18 protein-coding genes are annotated in these 19,025 nt (G+C 48.3%); 17 read left to right on the top strand and 1 reads right to left on the bottom strand.

Translation table 11 applies throughout. From position 1 onward, the window contains the following. The first annotated feature begins 65 nt into the window (after positions 1–65). From DNHGIG_RS19730 to DNHGIG_RS19650, 17 genes are all read left to right on the top strand, one after another. Positions 66–2,150 (top strand): sigma-54 interaction domain-containing protein, encoded by a 2,085-nt coding sequence (locus DNHGIG_RS19730; RefSeq protein ID WP_282201203.1) that lies wholly within the window; start codon positions 66–68, stop codon positions 2,148–2,150. Positions 2,151–2,437: 287 nt separating this feature from the next. Then, complete coding sequence (locus DNHGIG_RS19725) at positions 2,438–3,526, top strand: Glu/Leu/Phe/Val family dehydrogenase (RefSeq protein WP_282201202.1); 1,089 nt, start codon at positions 2,438–2,440, stop codon at positions 3,524–3,526. A gap of 31 nt (positions 3,527–3,557) precedes the next feature. Then, a complete protein-coding gene (gene lpdA / locus DNHGIG_RS19720) occupies positions 3,558–4,982 on the top strand; it encodes a dihydrolipoyl dehydrogenase (protein ID WP_282201201.1) in 1,425 nt (474 codons plus the stop codon). A 13-nt stretch (positions 4,983–4,995) separates the two neighbouring features. Continuing rightward, positions 4,996–5,988, top strand: a complete 993-nt coding sequence (locus DNHGIG_RS19715; protein ID WP_282201200.1) for a thiamine pyrophosphate-dependent dehydrogenase E1 component subunit alpha — start codon at positions 4,996–4,998, stop codon at positions 5,986–5,988. A gap of 18 nt (positions 5,989–6,006) precedes the next feature. Next, a complete protein-coding gene (locus DNHGIG_RS19710; protein WP_282201199.1) occupies positions 6,007–6,990 on the top strand; it encodes an alpha-ketoacid dehydrogenase subunit beta in 984 nt (327 codons plus the stop codon). Positions 6,991–7,059: 69 nt separating this feature from the next. Beyond that, positions 7,060–8,433 (top strand): dihydrolipoamide acetyltransferase family protein, encoded by a 1,374-nt coding sequence (locus DNHGIG_RS19705; protein ID WP_282201198.1) that lies wholly within the window; start codon positions 7,060–7,062, stop codon positions 8,431–8,433. A gap of 50 nt (positions 8,434–8,483) precedes the next feature. Further along, a complete protein-coding gene (gene lipA / locus DNHGIG_RS19700; protein ID WP_439647786.1) occupies positions 8,484–9,383 on the top strand; it encodes a lipoyl synthase in 900 nt (299 codons plus the stop codon). 201 nt (positions 9,384–9,584) lie between these two features. Further along, positions 9,585–11,246 (top strand): acyl-CoA mutase large subunit family protein, encoded by a 1,662-nt coding sequence (locus DNHGIG_RS19695; RefSeq protein WP_282201196.1) that lies wholly within the window; start codon positions 9,585–9,587, stop codon positions 11,244–11,246. Positions 11,247–11,281: 35 nt separating this feature from the next. Continuing rightward, complete coding sequence (locus DNHGIG_RS19690; RefSeq protein WP_282201195.1) at positions 11,282–11,683, top strand: cobalamin B12-binding domain-containing protein; 402 nt, start codon at positions 11,282–11,284, stop codon at positions 11,681–11,683. Positions 11,684–11,688: 5 nt separating this feature from the next. Further along, positions 11,689–12,102, top strand: coding sequence for a methylmalonyl-CoA epimerase (mce, locus tag DNHGIG_RS19685; protein WP_282201194.1), 414 nt, complete (start codon positions 11,689–11,691; stop codon positions 12,100–12,102). A gap of 478 nt (positions 12,103–12,580) precedes the next feature. Beyond that, entirely contained in the window at positions 12,581–14,098 is a 1,518-nt protein-coding gene (locus DNHGIG_RS19680) for an acyl-CoA carboxylase subunit beta (protein WP_282201489.1), read from the top strand. A 269-nt stretch (positions 14,099–14,367) separates the two neighbouring features. Then, complete coding sequence (locus tag DNHGIG_RS19675; protein WP_282201193.1) at positions 14,368–14,772, top strand: beta/gamma crystallin family protein; 405 nt, start codon at positions 14,368–14,370, stop codon at positions 14,770–14,772. Between the two features lie 362 nt (positions 14,773–15,134). Continuing rightward, positions 15,135–15,452, top strand: coding sequence for a hypothetical protein (locus DNHGIG_RS19670; RefSeq protein ID WP_282201192.1), 318 nt, complete (start codon positions 15,135–15,137; stop codon positions 15,450–15,452). Further along, positions 15,391–16,512: a M20/M25/M40 family metallo-hydrolase gene (locus DNHGIG_RS19665; RefSeq protein WP_282201191.1), complete on the top strand. Its 1,122-nt coding sequence runs from the start codon at positions 15,391–15,393 to the stop codon at positions 16,510–16,512. Before DNHGIG_RS19670 ends, DNHGIG_RS19665 begins: the two co-directional genes overlap by 62 nt. A gap of 153 nt (positions 16,513–16,665) precedes the next feature. After that, on the top strand, positions 16,666–17,148 hold the full coding sequence (locus DNHGIG_RS19660) for a hypothetical protein (RefSeq protein WP_282201190.1): 483 nt from the start codon (positions 16,666–16,668) through the stop codon (positions 17,146–17,148). A 133-nt stretch (positions 17,149–17,281) separates the two neighbouring features. Then, entirely contained in the window at positions 17,282–17,407 is a 126-nt protein-coding gene (locus DNHGIG_RS19655; protein WP_282201189.1) for a hypothetical protein, read from the top strand. Positions 17,408–17,789: 382 nt separating this feature from the next. Then, a complete protein-coding gene (locus tag DNHGIG_RS19650; protein WP_282201188.1) occupies positions 17,790–18,932 on the top strand; it encodes a DUF3866 family protein in 1,143 nt (380 codons plus the stop codon). Here the strand turns inward: DNHGIG_RS19650 and mciZ are convergent. Continuing rightward, positions 18,877–19,023, bottom strand: a complete 147-nt coding sequence (gene mciZ / locus DNHGIG_RS21135; protein ID WP_369414741.1) for a Z-ring formation inhibitor MciZ — start codon at positions 19,021–19,023, stop codon at positions 18,877–18,879. The two genes, DNHGIG_RS19650 and mciZ, sit on opposite strands and share 56 nt — an antisense overlap. Positions 19,024–19,025: the final 2 nt, after the last annotated feature.

Raw genomic sequence — 19,025 nt, 5'->3', positions numbered from 1 at the left:
AAAAAAGGATTTGCAAAAGCATGAGCGAACCATTTGAATTGAAAAAACGCGAGGAGACTACGAAGATGAAAGCGATACGTATCTTGATCGTCGGTGCAGGCAAAGGCGGTTCTGCCGTGCTTCGCGCCTTTCGCAATCTCGCCAAAGTACAAGTGATCGCGATCGTGGATGTGAATGAAGAGGCACCCGGATTGCGCCTAGCGAGAAAAATGGGAATCATGACAGGAAGGGATTTTACCGACTTCTTAACGAACGATGTGGATATGATTATCGAAGCTACCGGAAAGATGGACGTGTATGAGGAAATCTTAGAGAAAAAACCACCCCGTGCGATTTTGATCCCTGGGACGGTAGCTTCCTTAATCATGTCGTTGATCGATGAAAAAGAGGCGTTGATTCACCGTTTATCTTTGCAGCGCAAAGAGCTGGATGTCATTTTAAACTCTACGCATGATGCGATGATCGCTGTGAATGCGGACGGAGTCATCACTCTCTTCAACGCGGCCGCGGAACGATTAACCGGCTTGAAAGCGCACGAAGTCATCGGTTATTTAGTCAGAGACAAAATACCGAATTCCCGCTTGCATATCGTTTTGGAAACGGGTGTTCCCGAAATCAATCAATTGCAAGTTTTGCACGACAACCGGATCATCACCAATCGCGTTCCCGTTCGTGATGAAAACGGTACGATCGTCGGGGCGGTTGCTGTTTTTCGCGATGTAACGGAAGTACTAGCCCTGGCTGAAGAAGTCACCAATTTAAAAGAGATGCGCTCGATGCTGGAAGCGATCATCAGTTCGACCCATGACGCGATTTCCGTTGTCGATGAAAAAGGGCATGGGATCTTGATCAATCCTGCTTATACGCGCCTGACAGGCCTGAAAGAACAGGATGTGATCGGCAAACCGGCTACGGTGGATATCGCGGAAGGTGAATCCATGCACCTGCGTGTCTTGAAAACCCAGCAGCCTGTAAGGGGTGTTCATATGAAAGTGGGCCCCAAACGGCGAGATGTCATAGTGAATGTGGCACCGATCATCGTCGATGGGGTTTTAAAAGGCTCCGTGGGTGTCATTCATGATATGTCGGAAATCAAGATGCTGTCGGATGAACTGGATAAGGCAAAGCAATTGATCCGCACACTACAGGCGAAATACACGTTTGACGACATCATTGGCTCATCCGCCGAAATGGTGATGGCATTGGAACAGGCGCGCATCGCGGCAAACACGTCGGCCACTGTTCTATTGCGCGGCGAATCGGGAACGGGAAAAGAGTTGTTCGCGCACGCGATTCACAACGCTTCAGCGCGCAAATATAAACAATTCGTCCGCGTGAATTGTGCCGCAATATCCGAGACCCTGCTCGAGAGCGAATTGTTCGGATATGTTGAAGGCGCTTTCACAGGAGCGAGACGCGGCGGAAAGAAAGGATTGTTTGAAGAAGCGTCTGGCGGAACGATTTTTCTGGACGAAATCGGTGAACTTACGATGAGTACACAAGCCAAGATCTTGCGCGTCCTGCAAGAAAAGGAAATCGTACGCGTGGGATCATCGCAAGCGATTCCCGTAAACGTCCGCGTCATCGCTGCGACCAATGTCAATCTGGAAAGGGCGATTCAGCGAGGAACGTTCCGTGAAGATCTTTATTATCGTCTGAACGTGTTGCCGATCATCATCCCTTCTTTGCGTTATCGCAAAGAAGATATCGTGCCGATCGCTCACAAACTGATTCAGAAATTTAACCAAGAATATGGGCGGAATGTGGAGAAACTATCGGAAGGCGCGATCGCACGCATGATGGCCTATCATTGGCCGGGGAATGTTCGAGAATTGGAGAATGTGTTGGGACGGGCGATCATCAATATGCAGTTTACGGAAACTGTGATCGAACCTCATCACTTGCCGGATCTTCCGCCAGAGAGAAAAAAAGAAGACGATTCTCCGAGTGTACAGAAAGAACAAATTGCGAACGAAGAACATGTGTGCTCGCGAACATTAGCGGAAATACTCGAGGAAGTGGAGCAAGCTCATATCAGACGTGTTCTGAAACGTACGAAAGGGAATAAAACGGAAGCTGCTAAAATTCTTGGGATCGCGATCCGCAGTCTGTATTACAAACTCGAGAAATATGGCATACAGAATATATGAATGAATTTGCCTGCAAAAAACTGCAGGCACCATGCAAAAAAATGCATATATAAAAACGGGGGAACATTACATTTGTCGAAAAATCCCCGTTGGATGAACCGGCTGTTTTTGGCATGCCGTTTGCAAATAAATATTCTGCGTGAAAGAAAGGCATGATCACGTTGACACTTCTTGGATGGCTTTGCTTTCTTTTGGAGTGAAAACGTGGTATGCTGAAAAATGGTGAGAGGAAGTCCTAGTACCTGGTCATCAAAAAAGAGTATCGATTTGCAAGGAGGACTCTACACATGAAAATTTTCGAGTACATGCAAACATACGATTATGAACAATTGGTGTTTTGCCATGATGAAGCTTCAGGCTTGAAAGCGATTATAGCCATACATGATACCACGCTCGGACCTGCACTTGGCGGTTGCCGCATGTGGACATACGCTTCAGAAGAGGATGCGATTGTAGATGCTCTGCGTCTCGCACGCGGAATGACTTATAAGAATGCGGCTGCAGGTTTGAATCTCGGAGGCGGCAAGACGGTTGTCATCGGTAATCCGCGCACCGACAAGTCGGAAGCGTTGTTCCGTGCGTTAGGCCGCTATGTGGAAAGTCTCAACGGACGGTATATCACTGCGGAAGATGTCGGTACAACTGTTACGGATATGGACATTATCCATCAGGAAACCAATTATGTGACAGGTGTATCACAAACGTACGGTTCTTCCGGCAATCCGTCTCCGATGACAGCACTGGGCGTATTCCGCGGGATCCAGGCGTCCGCGAAGGAAGTGTTCGGAACCGATTTGCTCGAAAATAAAAAGGTAGCGGTTCAAGGGGTAGGGAACGTAGGGTACTATCTTTGCAAACATTTGCATGATGCAGGTGCTAAACTCATTGTGACCGATATTAATGACGAAAACGTGAAGCGAGTGGTTGAGGAATTCCATGCGGAAGCGGTCGCTCCGAACGATATTTTCGGCGTGGAGTGTGATATTTTCGCTCCTTGCGCATTGGGAGCGATCATTAATGATGAAACGATCCCGCAATTAAAATGTCAGATCGTTGCCGGTTCGGCCAACAATCAGTTAAAGGAAGAACGGCATGGGGATATCTTGCATGAGAAAGGGATACTCTACGCTCCAGATTACGTGATCAACGCAGGCGGAGTCATCAATGTCGCCGATGAACTGGAAGGGTACAACGCAGAAAGAGCGCAAAAGAAAGTGGAAAATATCTACAACATCATGTTGAACGTATATGAGATCGCTAAACGCGACGGCATTCCGACATACAAGGCAGCCGACCGCATGGCGGAAGAGCGCATTGAACAAATGAGACGTGTTCGTTCTTCGTTTATTCGCACGGAAAAGAATCTTCTGAAGTGATCATATCTGCGGCACAAAGGGGAGTTCATACATGGCGGAACAGTATGACATCGTTGTGATCGGCGGAGGCACGGGTGGCTATGTAGCAGCCATCCGTGCCGCGCAGTTAGGGCTTAAAGTCGCGCTGGTAGAAAGGGATAAAGTGGGCGGAACCTGTTTGCATAGGGGGTGCATACCCTCAAAAGCGTTACTTAAAAGTGCGGAACTCTACAACACCATGAAAAAGTCAGAAGAATTTGGTATTATGGCTCCGGATGTGAAGCTCGACTTTTCAAAAGTGATGGAGCGAAAATCAAAAATCGTCGGACAACTTCATAAAGGCGTGCAACACCTTCTGAAACAAAACAAGGTTGATGTGATTCAAGGTACAGGAAGGGTGATGGGGCCATCCATCTTTTCGCCTCGCGCAGGGGCCGTTCGTGTGGAAAAAGAGAACGGGGAAACGGAAATTCTCAATCCGGGCCATGTGATCATCGCGACAGGATCACGGCCAAAAACGCTTCCAGGTTTACACATCGACGGGCGGGCGGTGATCACTTCAGATGAAGCGCTGGAACTCAGTGAGATTCCGAAGTCGGTCATCATCATCGGCGCAGGTGCGATCGGTGTGGAGTGGGCTTCTATGTTGGCTGATTTTGGAACGGAAGTAACGCTCGTTGAGTATATGCCTCAGATTTTACCTTTAGAAGACGAGGACGTGGCTGCTGAGCTTGAAAGGAATTTCAAAAAACGCAAGATCAAACTCATGACGGGAACGAAAGTGCTGCCGGAAACATTGGAACATCGTGACGGCCATGTGGCGATTTCCGTGGAACGAAATGGTCAGACGGAAGCTCTTGCGGCTGAAAAAATCTTGGTGGCGGTCGGACGAGAAGCAATCGTAGATGACATCGGATTGGAAGCGACAGAAGTTGAAGTGGAGCGCGGGTTTATCAAAGTGGATCCATATTACCGTACGAAAGAGGCGAATATTTTTGCGATCGGGGATGTGATCGGAGGTTTGCAATTGGCACATGTCGCTTCCCATGAGGGAATCATTGCTGTCGAAACGATCGCGGGAAAAAATCCTCATCCTCTCGATTACACGCAAGTTCCGAAATGTACCTATTCACGGCCTGAAGTGGCTTCGGTAGGATTGACGGAAAAAGAGGCAAGGGAAAAAGGAATCGATGTTAAAGTAGGTAAATTCCCTTTCCGGGCGATTGGAAAAGCGCTGGTCAACGGGGAAGTTGACGGTTTCGTCAAAATGGTGGCCAATGCGCAAACGAATGATCTGATCGGAGTGCATATGATCGGATCCCATGTGACGGATCTCATTTCGGAAGCCGGTCTTGCAAAATTGCTCGATGCGACCCCCTGGGAAGTCGGTATCGCCATTCATCCGCATCCGACACTTTCGGAAGCGATCGGGGAAGCGGCACTCGCTGTCGATGGGATTGCGATCCATTATGCGTAAAGGAGGAAGTGGAATGACTTATAAGCATGAAGAACTGGGGTTAACGCGAGAGCAAGTGCTTGAGATGTACAGATATATGCTGCTAGCACGTCGGCTCGATGAACGGATGTGGATCTTGAACCGCGCGGGCAAAATTCCGTTCGTCATTTCGTGTCAGGGACAAGAGGCTGCACAGGTGGGAGCGGCTTTCGCATTTGACAGGAATTTGGACTGGATGTGTCCGTATTATCGTGATCTGGGTATCGTTTTGGTCTTCGGACAAACGGCTACTGATATCATGTATTCCGCTTTCGCCAAACCGGGGGATCCCAATTCGGGCGGACGGCAGATGCCCGGACACTATGGCGGCAAGAGATTCCATATCGTCACAGGCTCTTCACCAGTGGCGACCCAGGTTCCCCATGCAGTAGGGTTTGCGCTTGCCGGAAAGCTTCGCGGAGAAAAGTCGGTGGCTTTCACGTCCCTCGGTGAAGGTTCGACGAACCAGGGAGATTTTCATGAGGCCTGCAATTTCGCCGGCGTTCATAAGCTTCCTGTCATCTTCTATTGTGAGAATAACAAATATGCGATATCGATACCCGAAGCCAAGCAGCTTGCTTGCGAGAATGTGGCTGACCGTGCAATTGCTTACGGATTTCCAGGCGTGGTCGTCGACGGCAATGATGTACTTGAAGTCTATCGCGTGTTTAAAGAAGCGGTTGCACGTGCACGAGCAGGCGAAGGGCCAACGCTCATCGAAGCGAAGACTTATCGCCTAGTTCCCCACTCTTCCGATGATGATGATCGCAGCTATCGTTCGCGGGAGGAAGTCGAGACGGCGAAGAAACGAGATCCGATCATTCTCTTCTCCGCATATCTGCGTGAGACAGGAATCCTGACAGACGAACTTGACCGTGAAATCCAGGACGCGATCATGAAAGAAGTCAATGAGGCTACAGAAGCGGCGGAAAAAGCGCCTTTTGCAGAACCGGAAACAGCGCTTCTGCACGTGTACAAAGAGGAATAGAGGAAAGGGGAGAAAAGCATGGCCATCAAGTCCTATATCGAAGCAGTGACGGAAGCCCTCGCCGAAGAGATGGAGGCTGATCCTCGCGTCTTTGTTCTCGGGGAAGACGTGGGCGTTCGAGGAGGCGTTTTCCGGGCGACAGCAGGATTGATCGAAAGATTTGGTGAAGATCGAGTGATGGATACACCTCTTGCCGAATCTGCGATCGTCGGTGTGGCGATCGGAGCCGCAATGGCGGGGATGCGTCCGGTGGCCGAAATTCAGTTTGCCGATTTCATTATGCCCGCGTTTAATCAAATCGTTTCCGAAGCGGCAAGAATCCGTTATCGTTCAAACAATGATTGGGATTGTCCGCTAGTGATACGCGCACCTTACGGTGGAGGCGTACATGGTGCGCTTTATCATTCGCAAAGCGTGGAGGCGTTATTTCATCATGTCCCAGGCTTGAAGATCGTTGCCCCCTCCACCCCGTATGAAGTGAAGGGCCTTTTAAAAGCGGCCATTCGCGATGAGGATCCGGTTCTCTTTTTTGAACATAAACGTTGTTATCGTTTAATTAAGGGCGATGTTCCCGAAGGGGATTATACGCTACCGATCGGCAAGGCGAACGTGAAACGGGAAGGGACGGACATCACTGTATTTACCTATGGTCTCATGGTGCATTACTGCCTGGAAGCGGCCGATATCGTAGCGAAAGAAGGAATCTCCGCTCACATCGTTGACCTGGTCACACTCAAGCCTTTGGATAAAGACGCGATTCTTGAAGGTACAGCCAGAACGGGAAAAGTCTTGATTGTTCACGAGGACAATAAAGTGGGGGGGATCGGTGCAGAGGTTTCTGCCATGATTGCCGAAGAAGCCCTGTTTGAATTGGACGCACCGATCGCGCGGCTTTGCGGTCCAGAGATTCCGGCGATGCCTTACATGCCCCCTCTGGAGAAATTTTATATGTTAAATCCCAACAAAATTGCCGATGCTATGCGCAAACTGGCTGAATTCTAGAGTGTGTTCAAATCATAAAGAGAACGTATTGAACAACCTCTTCTAATCGCTGTACAGGAGGTAATTTACATGGCCCAGATTCTCATGCCTCAATTAGGGGAATCCGTAACCGAAGGAACGATCGCAAAATGGTTAAAACAAGTGGGTGATTCTGTACAAAAATATGAGCCGATCGCCGAAGTGATCACCGACAAAGTGAATGCAGAGGTACCTTCAGATTTTGAAGGCGTGCTCACAAAAATTCTTGTCGAAGAGGGAACGACTGTAGCGGTGGGTACTCCAATCGCGCAGATTGAAGAGGCGGGTCAACAGCCTGTTCATGCGGATGAGAGTATAGAAGTTCAGGCGGAAAATGGGGAGTCGGCAGAAGCGCGTGTTACAACGGAAGGACTTTCGAGAGTGAAGGAACAAACTTCACGCGTGGATGTGGCGCGACCGCGCTTTTCACCAGCAGTGATGCATTTGTTGCAAGAACATGGAATCGATCCTTCTGAAATTTCGGGTACGGGACTTGGGGGGCGGATTACGCGTAAAGATGTACTCGCTTACCTTGAAAATAGACAAATAACAGGTCGCGTGCAGTTGACCAAGACAGAAGAAGACCTTTCCAGTGTCGCGGCACCCACAAAACCGGCAACAGGACCTATAACGTTCAATGAAACTGTTCAGCCGTCGGAAACAGTTTCCGCACAGCCCCAGAATCAACTGGCGCAAACGTTAACAGGCCGTTCTTTAAGAGAAGATGAAACAGCGATCCCGGTCACACCGATTCGCCGCACGATCGCGAAACGTATGTTGGAATCCAAACATCAGGCGCCCCATGCATGGACGATGGTGGAAGTGGATGTCACAAATATGGTTCGATTCCGCGAACGAGTCAAAGACGAGTTCAAGAAGAAAGAAGGATTTTCACTTACGTATTTGCCTCTTTTCATTAAAGCGGTCGTCGAATCATTAAAAGAATATCCAATCTTGAATTCCGAGTGGGCAGAGGATAAGATTATTCTCAAGAAGCAAATCCATATTTCAATCGCTGTCGCCAGTGACGATGCATTGTTTGTTCCCGTCATTCACCATGCGGATCGTCTATCAGTATTGGGACTCGCACATGCCATCCATGATTTAGCGACACGGGCGCGGGCCGGTAAACTGACACCCGCCGATATGTCAGGCGGAACGTTCACGGTGAATAATACGGGTGCTTTCGGTTCAATTCTCTCTCAACCGATCATCAATTCTCCGCAGGCCGCGATATTGACGATGGAAGCGATCGTGAAAAAACCCGTCATCATGCCGGATGATTCCATTGCTATCCGACACATGATGAATATGTGCTTATCGCTTGACCATCGCGTGTTGGACGGGTTGGTATGTGGGAAATTCCTCGCCGCGGTTAAAAAGCGGTTGGAGAACATGAGCGCCGATTCCATTCGCCTCTATTAGAACGTGTATCTGAACCATTAATAGATTGTGAGGTGCATCTGTTGGAAGAATTGCAAGTGGTATCAACGACTGATGAGAATCCAAGACCAGGTCGACGGCCTGAGTGGCTTAAGATTCACCTCAATACCGGAGATAATTTTCGGGAATTGAAAAAATTAATGCGTGGCAATACGTTGCACACGGTATGCGAAGAAGCGCGTTGTCCCAATATTTACGAATGTTGGGCCAATCGGACGGCTACCTTCATGATTCTTGGAAATATTTGTACGAGAGCTTGTCGCTTTTGTGCAGTAACATCCGGTTTGCCGACCGAATTGGATCTTGAAGAGCCAGGACGTGTGGCCGAGTCTGTGGAACACATGGGGTTGAGGCACGTAGTAGTCACATCGGTAGCCCGCGATGATTTGGCCGACGGAGGAGCTTCCATCTTCGCTGCTACGATCCGTGCGATTCGCGAACGGGTACCATTATGTTCGGTAGAAGTCTTGATTCCCGATTTCATGGGCAACTGGGATGCTTTGCAAGTGGTCATGGATGCAGAGCCGGATATCCTGAATCATAACATCGAAACCGTCCGCCGCCTATCCGATAAAGTCCGCTCCAAGGCTAAGTATGACCGCTCACTTGAGTTGCTTCGCCGTGCGAAGGAGATGAAACCTCACATTCCCACCAAATCGAGTATTATGATCGGTGTAGGTGAGACGTGGGAAGAAATTTTGCAAACGATGGACGATTTGCGAGCGGTTGATTGCGACATCATGACGATCGGACAATACCTGCAACCGACAAGAAAACATTTGCCTGTCTCCCGATATTGGACACCTGAAGAATTTGCAGCTTTGAAAGAAGAAGGAATGAAACGCGGATTCAAACACGTCGAGTCCGGGCCGTTGGTTCGTTCTTCTTATCATGCGCATGAACAAGTCGAGAAAGCGGGAACACAGGCTTGATTGTAACGTCAAATGACAAGCGTACGTATATTTTTTGACAACCGCTCAAGGGGGCTTCATGCGAATGAAGCCCCCTTGTCATATCTATAAGTAATTAAACTTGAGCGATATCTTAAATATAAAGAATTTGTGCTATAATTGAAACATACTGAGTGACCATTCATTTTTGGACAGTCAGATTCAGGGAGAGGGGGCACAAAGATGTCCAATTTTCTATCAAAAAATGATGAATGGGAGAAAAAAGCGGAGAAAGCGACGGCAAAATTTCCCGAACGAAAAAAAGTTTTTACAACCTCGAGCGATATCGATGTGAAACGTTTATACACGCATCATGACGGCGTATCTACGGATGAGCATTACTTGGAAAAACTAGGGTTCCCAGGGGAATTTCCTTATACGCGAGGCATTCAGCCAACCATGTACCGTTCCCGCTTTTGGACGATGAGACAGTATGCGGGTTTTGGTTCTGCGGAGGAAACGAATGGCCGGTTTCGTTATTTGCTCGATCAGGGGCAAACAGGTTTGTCAGTTGCGTTTGATTTACCCACACAGATCGGTTACGACTCCGATGATCCTATGGCACAGGGAGAAGTAGGGAAAGTGGGAGTAGCCATCGATTCGTTACAGGATATGGAGCTCCTGTTTAAAGGCATACCTTTGGATCAAGTCAGTACGTCGATGACCATCAATGCGCCAGCTTCCGTTCTATTGGCTATGTATATCGCCGTTGGCGAGAAGCAAGGTGTATCAAGCAAACGTTTGAAAGGCACGATTCAGAATGACATCTTAAAAGAGTATGTGGCGCGCGGAACTTATATTTTCCCGCCGAAGCCTTCCATGCGATTGATTACCGATATTTTTGCGTATTGTTCGAAACATGTTCCGCATTGGAACACCATTTCCATTTCTGGTTATCATATTCGAGAAGCAGGATCGACAGCAGTACAAGAAGTGGCGTTTACGTTATCGAACGCGATTGCTTATGTGGAAGCGGCACTCCGCAGCGGGCTTGAGATCGATGAGTTTGCACCCAGACTTTCATTTTTCTTCAACGCACATAACAACTTCTTTGAAGAGATCGCGAAGTTTCGGGCGGCTCGGAGAATCTGGGCGAAATTGATGAGAGAGCGTTTTCAAGCGAAGAATCCGAAATCCTGGCAATTGCGCTTCCACACGCAAACCGGCGGCTCCACTTTAACGGCTCAGCAGCCGGATAACAATATCGTTCGCGTCACCATCCAAGCATTGGCGGCTGTTCTGGGGGGGACGCAGTCACTCCATACCAATTCGCGCGACGAAGCATTGGCGCTTCCTACGGAAGAATCTGCGCGAATTGCTTTACGCACACAGCAGATCATCGCTTATGAAAGCGGTGTGGCGGATACTGTCGATCCGCTTGGAGGGTCGTATTATGTAGAATCCTTGACCGATCAGATCGAGCGTGAAGTGATGGCTTACATTGAGAAGATCGATCAGAGGGGCGGTGCTGTTCAAGCGGTTGAACAAGGATATATGCAGAGGGAAATCCATCAATCGGCTTACCGGGCGCAAATGGCGATCGAATCGGGAGAACAAGTAGTTGTTGGCGTGAACAAATTTGTTCTTGAAAATGAGAAGCAGCCGGAGTTGTTGAGGGTGAACCCCGAGTTGGGGCGGATTCAAGCGAGGAAGTTAGGTGAGTTGCGCAGCAGTCGCAATAACGAGCAAGTGGCGACGAAACTGGCGGACTTGAAACGTGCAGCTGAAGGACAGGATAATTTGATGCCGTTTATTCTTGATGCAGTGAGAGTATATGCAACACTCGGAGAAATCTGTAATACACTCCGCGATGTTTTTGGAGAATATCGTCCAACGCAGTTCTAACTAAGGTATAGGGTTAACGAAAGGGGATACCTATGATGATAGAACGAAAGATACGTGTGCTTGTGGCCAAACCGGGACTTGACGGTCATGACCGGGGGGCGCTTGTGATTGCTCAAGGTCTGCGTGACGCGGGAATGGAAGTCATCTATACTGGTCTCCGTCAAACACCGGCCCAGATCGTTGCTGCCGCCATCCAGGAAGATGTGGATGTCATCGGTTTGAGCTCGTTGTCCGGTGCACATATGGAGTTGTTTCCGCAGGTTGTTCGCTTATTAAGAGAACATGGGGCGGATGATATTCTCGTCATCGGTGGCGGAGTGATTCCGGATGAAGATGTCGAGCTGTTAAAAAAGGAAGGTATCGCCGCCGTGTTTACGCCCGGTACGCCGATTTCTGTGACGGTTGATTTCATTCGTGAGCATGTACGAAGGGGGTAAGGGCGATGCGCCCGGAAAAGATCGATCATCTGGGAATTGCGGTCACATCCGTAGAGAAAGCGCTTCCTTTTTATCAAAGTACACTTGGTTTGCAAGTCGTACATGAAGAGGTCATTTCCGATCAGCAGGTACGTGCCGTTTTTTTACAAGTGGGGGGAAGTACGATCGAACTGCTTGAACCCACCTCTGCGGACAGCCCGATTGCCAAATTTATCGAGAAACGCGGTGAAGGGATTCATCATGTCGCTTACGCCGTAGCGGATATTCGCGCAAAATTGCGGGAGGCAAAAGAGGCGGGCATCCGCCTGATCGATGAAGAACCGCGACCTGGAGGGCATGGTAAACTGATTGCTTTTTTGCACCCGAAAGACACAGGCGGCGTCCTGACTGAGTATTGCCAGCGTGTACATGGGGAATAGTCACCTATTCCAAGAAGCAGTTTTGCAAGTAGCCGCCCATGCCGCAAGCGGCACCATGAGAAGAAAACTTTCTTGAGTGGAAATAGAGGATTGAGTCTTCCTAAATAGTCGGAGTGGCTTCTGGGTGGGTTGTATCACTTTGCAGCGAAGAGGTGAGTGGAAGGTCGTTCGCAACTTCTGGTAAGAATCCAGACAAGACCAACCTCATCGCACCTAAGTAATAGTTATCAAGAAAGCCACACATGCCCAAGCGTCACCATGAGAAGAAGAAAACTTTCTTGAGTGGAAATAGAGGATTGAGTCTGCCCAAATAATCGGAGTGGCTTTTGGGTGGGTTATATCGCTTTGCAGCGCAGAGGTGAGTTGAAGGTCGTCCCGCAACTTCTGTTAAGAATCCGGGCGGGACGAAAGCGATACACCCACCCAAGCACTAGTTTTCAAGATAGGAGGAAAAGCAGTGGAATCCAAGATTCTTGAAATGCAAGAACGCCGTCGCAAGATTGAACTTGGTGGCGGCGATCTGCGGATCATGAAACAACATGAAAAAGGGAAATTAACCGCACGGGAGCGTTTAGATATTCTGCTAGACGAAGGGACATTCCGCGAAATCAATACGTTCATCGAACATCGTGGCACTCACATTACCGAAGAAGCACCCGGTGAAGGGGTCGTTACGGGATGGGGCAAAATCAACGGACGCACGGTATATGTGTTCGCTCAAGATTTTACCGTGTTTGGCGGTGCCCTGGGCGAAATGCATGCATTGAAAATCGCGCGGATCATGGATCTCGCTGCGAAGACGGGGGCGCCCATCATCGGCTTGAATGACTCCGGCGGTGCGCGCATCCAAGAAGGTGTGGCATCATTAGACGGATATGGACACATCTTTTACCGCAATTCGATTTACTCGGGTGTTATTCCGCAGATTTCTGTGATTATGGGGCCTTGCGCGGGAGGTGCCGTGTACAGTCCCGCGATCACAGATTTTATCTTCATGGTGGAAAAAACTTCGCAAATGTTCATCACAGGTCCTAAAGTGATTGAAACGGTGACCGGGGAGAAAATCTCAAGTGAAGATCTCGGTGGTGCCCGTGCGCAATCGAGTATTTCCGGTGTGGCTCATTTTACCGCTAAAAGTGAAGAGGAGGTGCTGAATGATGTACGTCGCCTCCTTTCCTTCTTGCCGCAGAATAACCTTGAGGATCCGCCGCAAATTCCTTATACATCCGATTTTGAAGATGACTACAGGGATGAACTCATGCATGTAGTCCCAGTGGAAGGAACGAAAGTGTATGATGTCCGTGATGTCATTCATTTAGTCGTTGACCATGGAGACTTCATGGAGATTCACGCGAACTTCGCGAAGAATGCGGTTGTCGGTTTTGCACGTATGGCAGGGCAGCCTGTTGGCATCGTGGCGAACCAGCCGAAATTTATGGCCGGTGGCCTGGATATCGATTCTTCTGATAAAATCGCTCGTTTTATCCGCTTCTGTGACGCATTTAACATTCCTTTGATCACGTTTGAAGACGTTACCGGATTTATCCCGGGAGTTCTGCAGGAACACCGCGGAATCATCCGTCACGGGGCGAAAATCCTCTATGCATACTCGGAAGCAACCGTTCCCAAAATTACAGTCATTTTGCGAAAAGCGTTCGGCGGCGCCTATGTCGCGATGAACTCCAAGGCGATCGGTGCTGATCTCGTCTATGCATGGCCGACCGGTGAGGTAGCCGTCATGGGATCGGAAGGTGCCGCCAACATTATTTATGCGAAAGAGATTGCGGAAAGTAATGACCCGGCGGCAACCCGTGCGCAAAAGATCGCAGAGTACAAAGAAAAATTCTCGAATCCTTATGTGGCAGCGGCGGCTGGTATGGTCGACGATGTGATCGACCCGCGCGAGACAAGAATGAAGTTGCTTGAGGGCCTCGAATTGCTGCGCAACAAACGGGAGACCAGACCGCCGAAGAAACATGGTAATATACCGTTGTAAAAAACTTCTCGAATGTAAAGACAGGTGAACGTCCCTATTTTATCGAGTAAACGTTGTAATCAGTACCTCCCTTCTCCATGAAAAATGGGAAAGGGAGGTACTCATTTTGGGAATTCGTAAAAGCCCATTGTTATTAGGCAAGCGCCGGTTTTTTTTGTGACTCTATCTTTCGCTTAACGAACGTTCTTAAAACAAACGAATCGTCTAAGGTGCTTGCCCGGTTCAATTATAATCTATTTTTCATCTCCTACTATCAGGAGGTGAAGAACATGGTGCAAACAAATACGCAGGCCAGCCAGAGACGTGGACGAGGTCTGATGCTTGAATTGTTTGAGAATATCAATTTCATGGGACGGCGTATCGTATTCCGCGGTGGGGAAGTAGCCGTACGGGACGCTCGAGCCTTGGATTTCAACGATTTATTGTCAAGTTTCCGTGTCCAGAACAGAATGAACCCTAATCGAGTGACATTAGTTCTGTTCGAGGATATCAACTATCAAGGTGATTTCCGTGTGTTTCGAGGAAGTCAGAACGTTGCAGACTTAAGAACGATAAACTTTAACGATGAAATGTCCTCATTCGTGCTTGTCGCCCGCAGACTCACAAACGCACAGATAAGAGCAATCCAAAATAGTATGCGTGCGCCTCAGGGCGTTGTGGAGATTTTTCAATAGAAGATGTTTTAAATGATGACTACTCCCAGACATTCAGGGAGTGTTTTTTTAAGTTCATCCGACATATCTAAAGGGTGAAAGATATCCGAAGTAATTGCAAGAGTTTTGTCTTTTTATTTTTGATTAAGTGAAAAAATGTACATAAGTTTCCATGCTTCATAGTTGGCAGCTTGTAAGGTTTAAAAATTGCTAGTTGTCCAGTTGTTTGATCGTGTTAAAATAAGGTATGAGCCTTTAAATTTTTTTAACATAGAGAGCGTTTGGAGTCTAATCATGCTATAGAATACGATTGGGCAGTAGGTAAACATGGCCGAGTCCCGTTGTCATCAGAGGAATACTATGGGAAAATAGTGGAGGACATCATGACGCATACTAGGAAATCGGATGGAAGCGATTGGTTAGCTGAACAACTGTTTTGGGAACCGAAGCGTTATCAGGTGGAATTCTGTCCCCAGAGAAAAGAAGCAACATGGAATATAGTCACCAAACGTTTGCAATGCTCTAGTCGGTTGACAGCGAGCACAGACAGTTGGAATGCGAGATGCCAGTTTATAAAGATGCGTCAAGGCATTCGTAAAAAGGCTGAAGTAACAAAGAATGTCGAGAAGGAGTTTAACGATGACGATATCAATCAATCGGGAGCGTTTGATCAACGACTTTGTACAATTGGTACAAATTGATTCTCTTTCCCGCCAGGAAAGAAAGATGGCGGATGCTTTGATCGAAAGACTTACACCGTATGGGATCGAGATTCATGAAGACCGTGCAGGGGAAAAGGTCGGAGGAAATGCCGGTAACCTGATTTGCCGTCTACCAGGAGATCCTTCTAAACCGACGATCCTTTTTACTTGCCATATGGATACGGTTACACCAGGGGAAGGAATCCGTCCTCAAATTCTGGAGGATCGTATTACTTCAGATGGCACGACGATTCTTGGCGCGGATGACAAAGCGGGTGTGGCAGGCATTCTCGAAATGGTACGCGTTTTACATGAACAGAATCTGCCGCACGGCCCCATTGTTCTTCTTTTCACAATTGGGGAAGAGTCCGGATTGCTCGGTTCGCGCGCACTTGATGTCGAACTGGTAAAAGATGTTAAATTCGGTTTCGCTTTCGACAGCAATGGACCTATCGGTAAAATTGTGACGAAAGCGCCCGCACAAAATAAGTTGGAAGTTGTTGTACATGGGCGCACCGCACATGCCGGCGTAAATCCGGAAGCGGGGATATCTGCGATACAGGTAGCCGCACATGCGATCGCGATGATGAAATTAGGGCGCATCGATGAAGAAACAACCGCGAACATCGGCATAATCAAGGGAGGAACCGCGACCAATATTGTGACGGATCGCGTGGAAATTCTTGCTGAAGCTCGTTCGATCGACATGGCTAAATTGGAAAATCAGACCGCTCATATGAGGGAATGCTTTGAGATTGCAGCAAAAAAATTCGAGACAACTGTCGATGTGAAAGTAACAAACATGTATCCGAATATCTCTTATGAGGAATCGGACGAAGTGGTGCAGATTGCGATGCGGGCAGCTCGTTCCATTGGTTTTGAACCGGAAACCATGGCTTCCGGAGGCGGAAGCGATGCGAATGTTTTGAACGGTAAAGGGATCCCAACCGTCAATATTGCGATCGGTTATGAAAATATCCATACGGTCAAAGAATTCATTCGCATTCAGGATCTGATCGATGCGGCTCGTTTTCTTGTGGCGATCACGCAAGCGGTATAAAGATAGGTGGCACTTGGAGGCCACCTTTTTTGTATGTATCTCTCAAAGTCAACGCTTGGATCATCGATTTTGCTTGGATTTGATGCACTTCTCACTGGATGAACGACGCGTACACCAGGGGTTAATTTTGACGGAAGGAAGTTATTATCGATTATGAAGCTTCTTGCTTTGGATCCGGGATATTCGACAGGACTGATATACGGGGAATGGAAGAGAAATCAATTCAAATTATTGGAACACGGTTTTTTTAAAGAGAAAGAGCTTTTTATCATCCTCGAACGGTTGATGGTCGCGGATCCGCCGGACTGTGTTTTCGTGGAAAAGACGCGGGGACATCCGCTCGAACGCAAGCTCATTCGTTTTCTCGAAAAGAAAAAGATCGTTTTATACACGGTCTCACCTTATCTCGTTCATGCCAAACTGTTTAGAGGGTTACTTTCCAATCGGGAACGGGAAGGACAGGAAAAAAGACTGGAGATTGCGAAGAGTTACGGATTGGATACATTCTTCTCCATTCATGAACTGGATGCATTTCTACTGATCCACTTTTATCTCACCGAAGCGAGGGAAAGAAAGAAGGACGAAGACGATCCCTTGTGGTTCTATGAAGTGCTGCGAAGCGACAACCATCTTTAAGGAAGCCGATGAAACGGACTGCAGAACCGACGCCCAAATTTGAGAATGTTTGAATGCCCTTAGACGGATGTACGTTTCTCATTTGTACTCAATTTCATTAACTAAAAGCGAGATTACAAAAGGAGGATGTCACATGTACGGTATCTTTGGGGCTTACACGCGTTGGGCTGTTGTGTTCCTGATTATTTTCGTCCTGTTCTTCCTGCTTGTTCCCGGCTACTATGGAGCGGGAGCTGCACCCGGCGTTGTCGATCCCTGATGAGAGTATCGTTTAAAAAGGAATCCCTGTCCCATTGAGGGAATCAGGAAAGGGGGTAGCCACATGTACGTCTTCGGAGCTTATACACGTTGGGCTGTTGTATTTCTGATCATTTTCGTCTTATTCTTCTTACTCGTTCCAGGTTATACAAGGGTATGTAAAACTGTGCCCGTTTACTAGGAGCTCATGAGACACGGGGGGGATTGCACTTCCGTGTCTCTTTTCACTTCATAATGCCTGCGATTCCCGGAGAAGAAGAACCCCACCTAAAAACCATCTGCGGTTCCGGTTTGAGCAATTTCATGCCTTCTGGGATTGAAGATCATTTCGATTAGGGAATAATAACAATGTCTTTCAACAGAAACCAAAAGGTGGATGAATCATGATCGATTGGGAACGTGGAACAGTTGTCTCCATTATCCAGGAACGTGAAGGTTATCAGGAAATAGTCGTTTCCCTCGAGAACGGCGAACTGGAAAGGGCTGTACATTATCCGAATATCGGTCGAAGACTGCACAGAGGAGAACAGGTGTATCTAAATACAACGGCCGTGCGTCTGGGGCTCGGTACCGGTGGTTATCATTTTGTAGCAGCTCCCGAAAAGAAAGGGTTTATTGACCAATCACCCAAAGGTCACATCATGAAACTTCGCTATACCCCTTATCAAATGCGCATATTGGCTGTGGAAGAAGAGGCTCATCCCGCACATGAAATCATGAAGGAAGCGTCCACTTTGGAAGGTATACCTGTTGTCGCGGCGGAACTCCATTCTATGGTGTCTGCGATTACTGCCACGATCGCTTATCTGAGTAACGGAAAAGCAAAGATCGCTTACGTGATGACTGACGGAGCTGCGTTACCGCTTGCTCTTTCTCATGCGGTCGCAGATTTGAAGGAAAAGGGGTTGCTCACAGGTACAGTGACAGTCGGGCACGCTTTCGGCGGCGATCTGGAAGCGGTCAACCTGTATTCGGGGTTATTAGCCGCCCGTCACATATTAAAAGCAGATGTGATCGTTGCAGCGATGGGACCTGGTGTCGTGGGAACGGGTACGCGCTTCGGACATTCGGGAGTCGAACAGGGCCAGGTACTCAACGCGATCCATTCATTGGGAGGACGGCCAATCGCATGCCTTCGCATGAGCTTTGCCGATTCGCGTGAACGGCATTGGGGGGTGAGCCATCACAGTCTCACGGCACTTTCCCGCGTAGCGTTGAAACCGGCATGGGTCGCCTTACCTTTATTGGATGAAAACAAAGCCGGTTACGTGGAGAAACAACTTCGGGAGTCCGGTATCACGCGTGGCCATCGTCTTGTCACAGCGGATGGATCGGTAGTCAAACGGGCAGCGGAAAGATATAATGTAAGCTTGAAGACCATGGGACGCCCGCCGGAAAAAGACCCGGAATTTTTCCTTTCTTGCGGCGCTGCTGGCTTGGTCGCGTGGGGCTTTTGCAAAAGACGGGCATTTAATTTTGCGAAGTCACACGTGCGTGACTCATGGACAAATATTTCTGTAATGTAGTTTTACTGTTTTTAAATTGTCGAAGATATGCGCGAATCTGCCACCCTTTTCCTACTAACCGAATCTGTTGGTTTGAGGTGTATATTTTCATGA

This window comes from Collibacillus ludicampi (genome assembly GCF_023705585.1).
GTDB classification, from domain to species: domain Bacteria; phylum Bacillota; class Bacilli; order Tumebacillales; family BOQE01; genus Collibacillus; species Collibacillus ludicampi.
The sequence above is the reverse complement of the archived record's forward strand: the minus strand, read 5'-3'. Positions and strand labels throughout refer to the sequence as shown.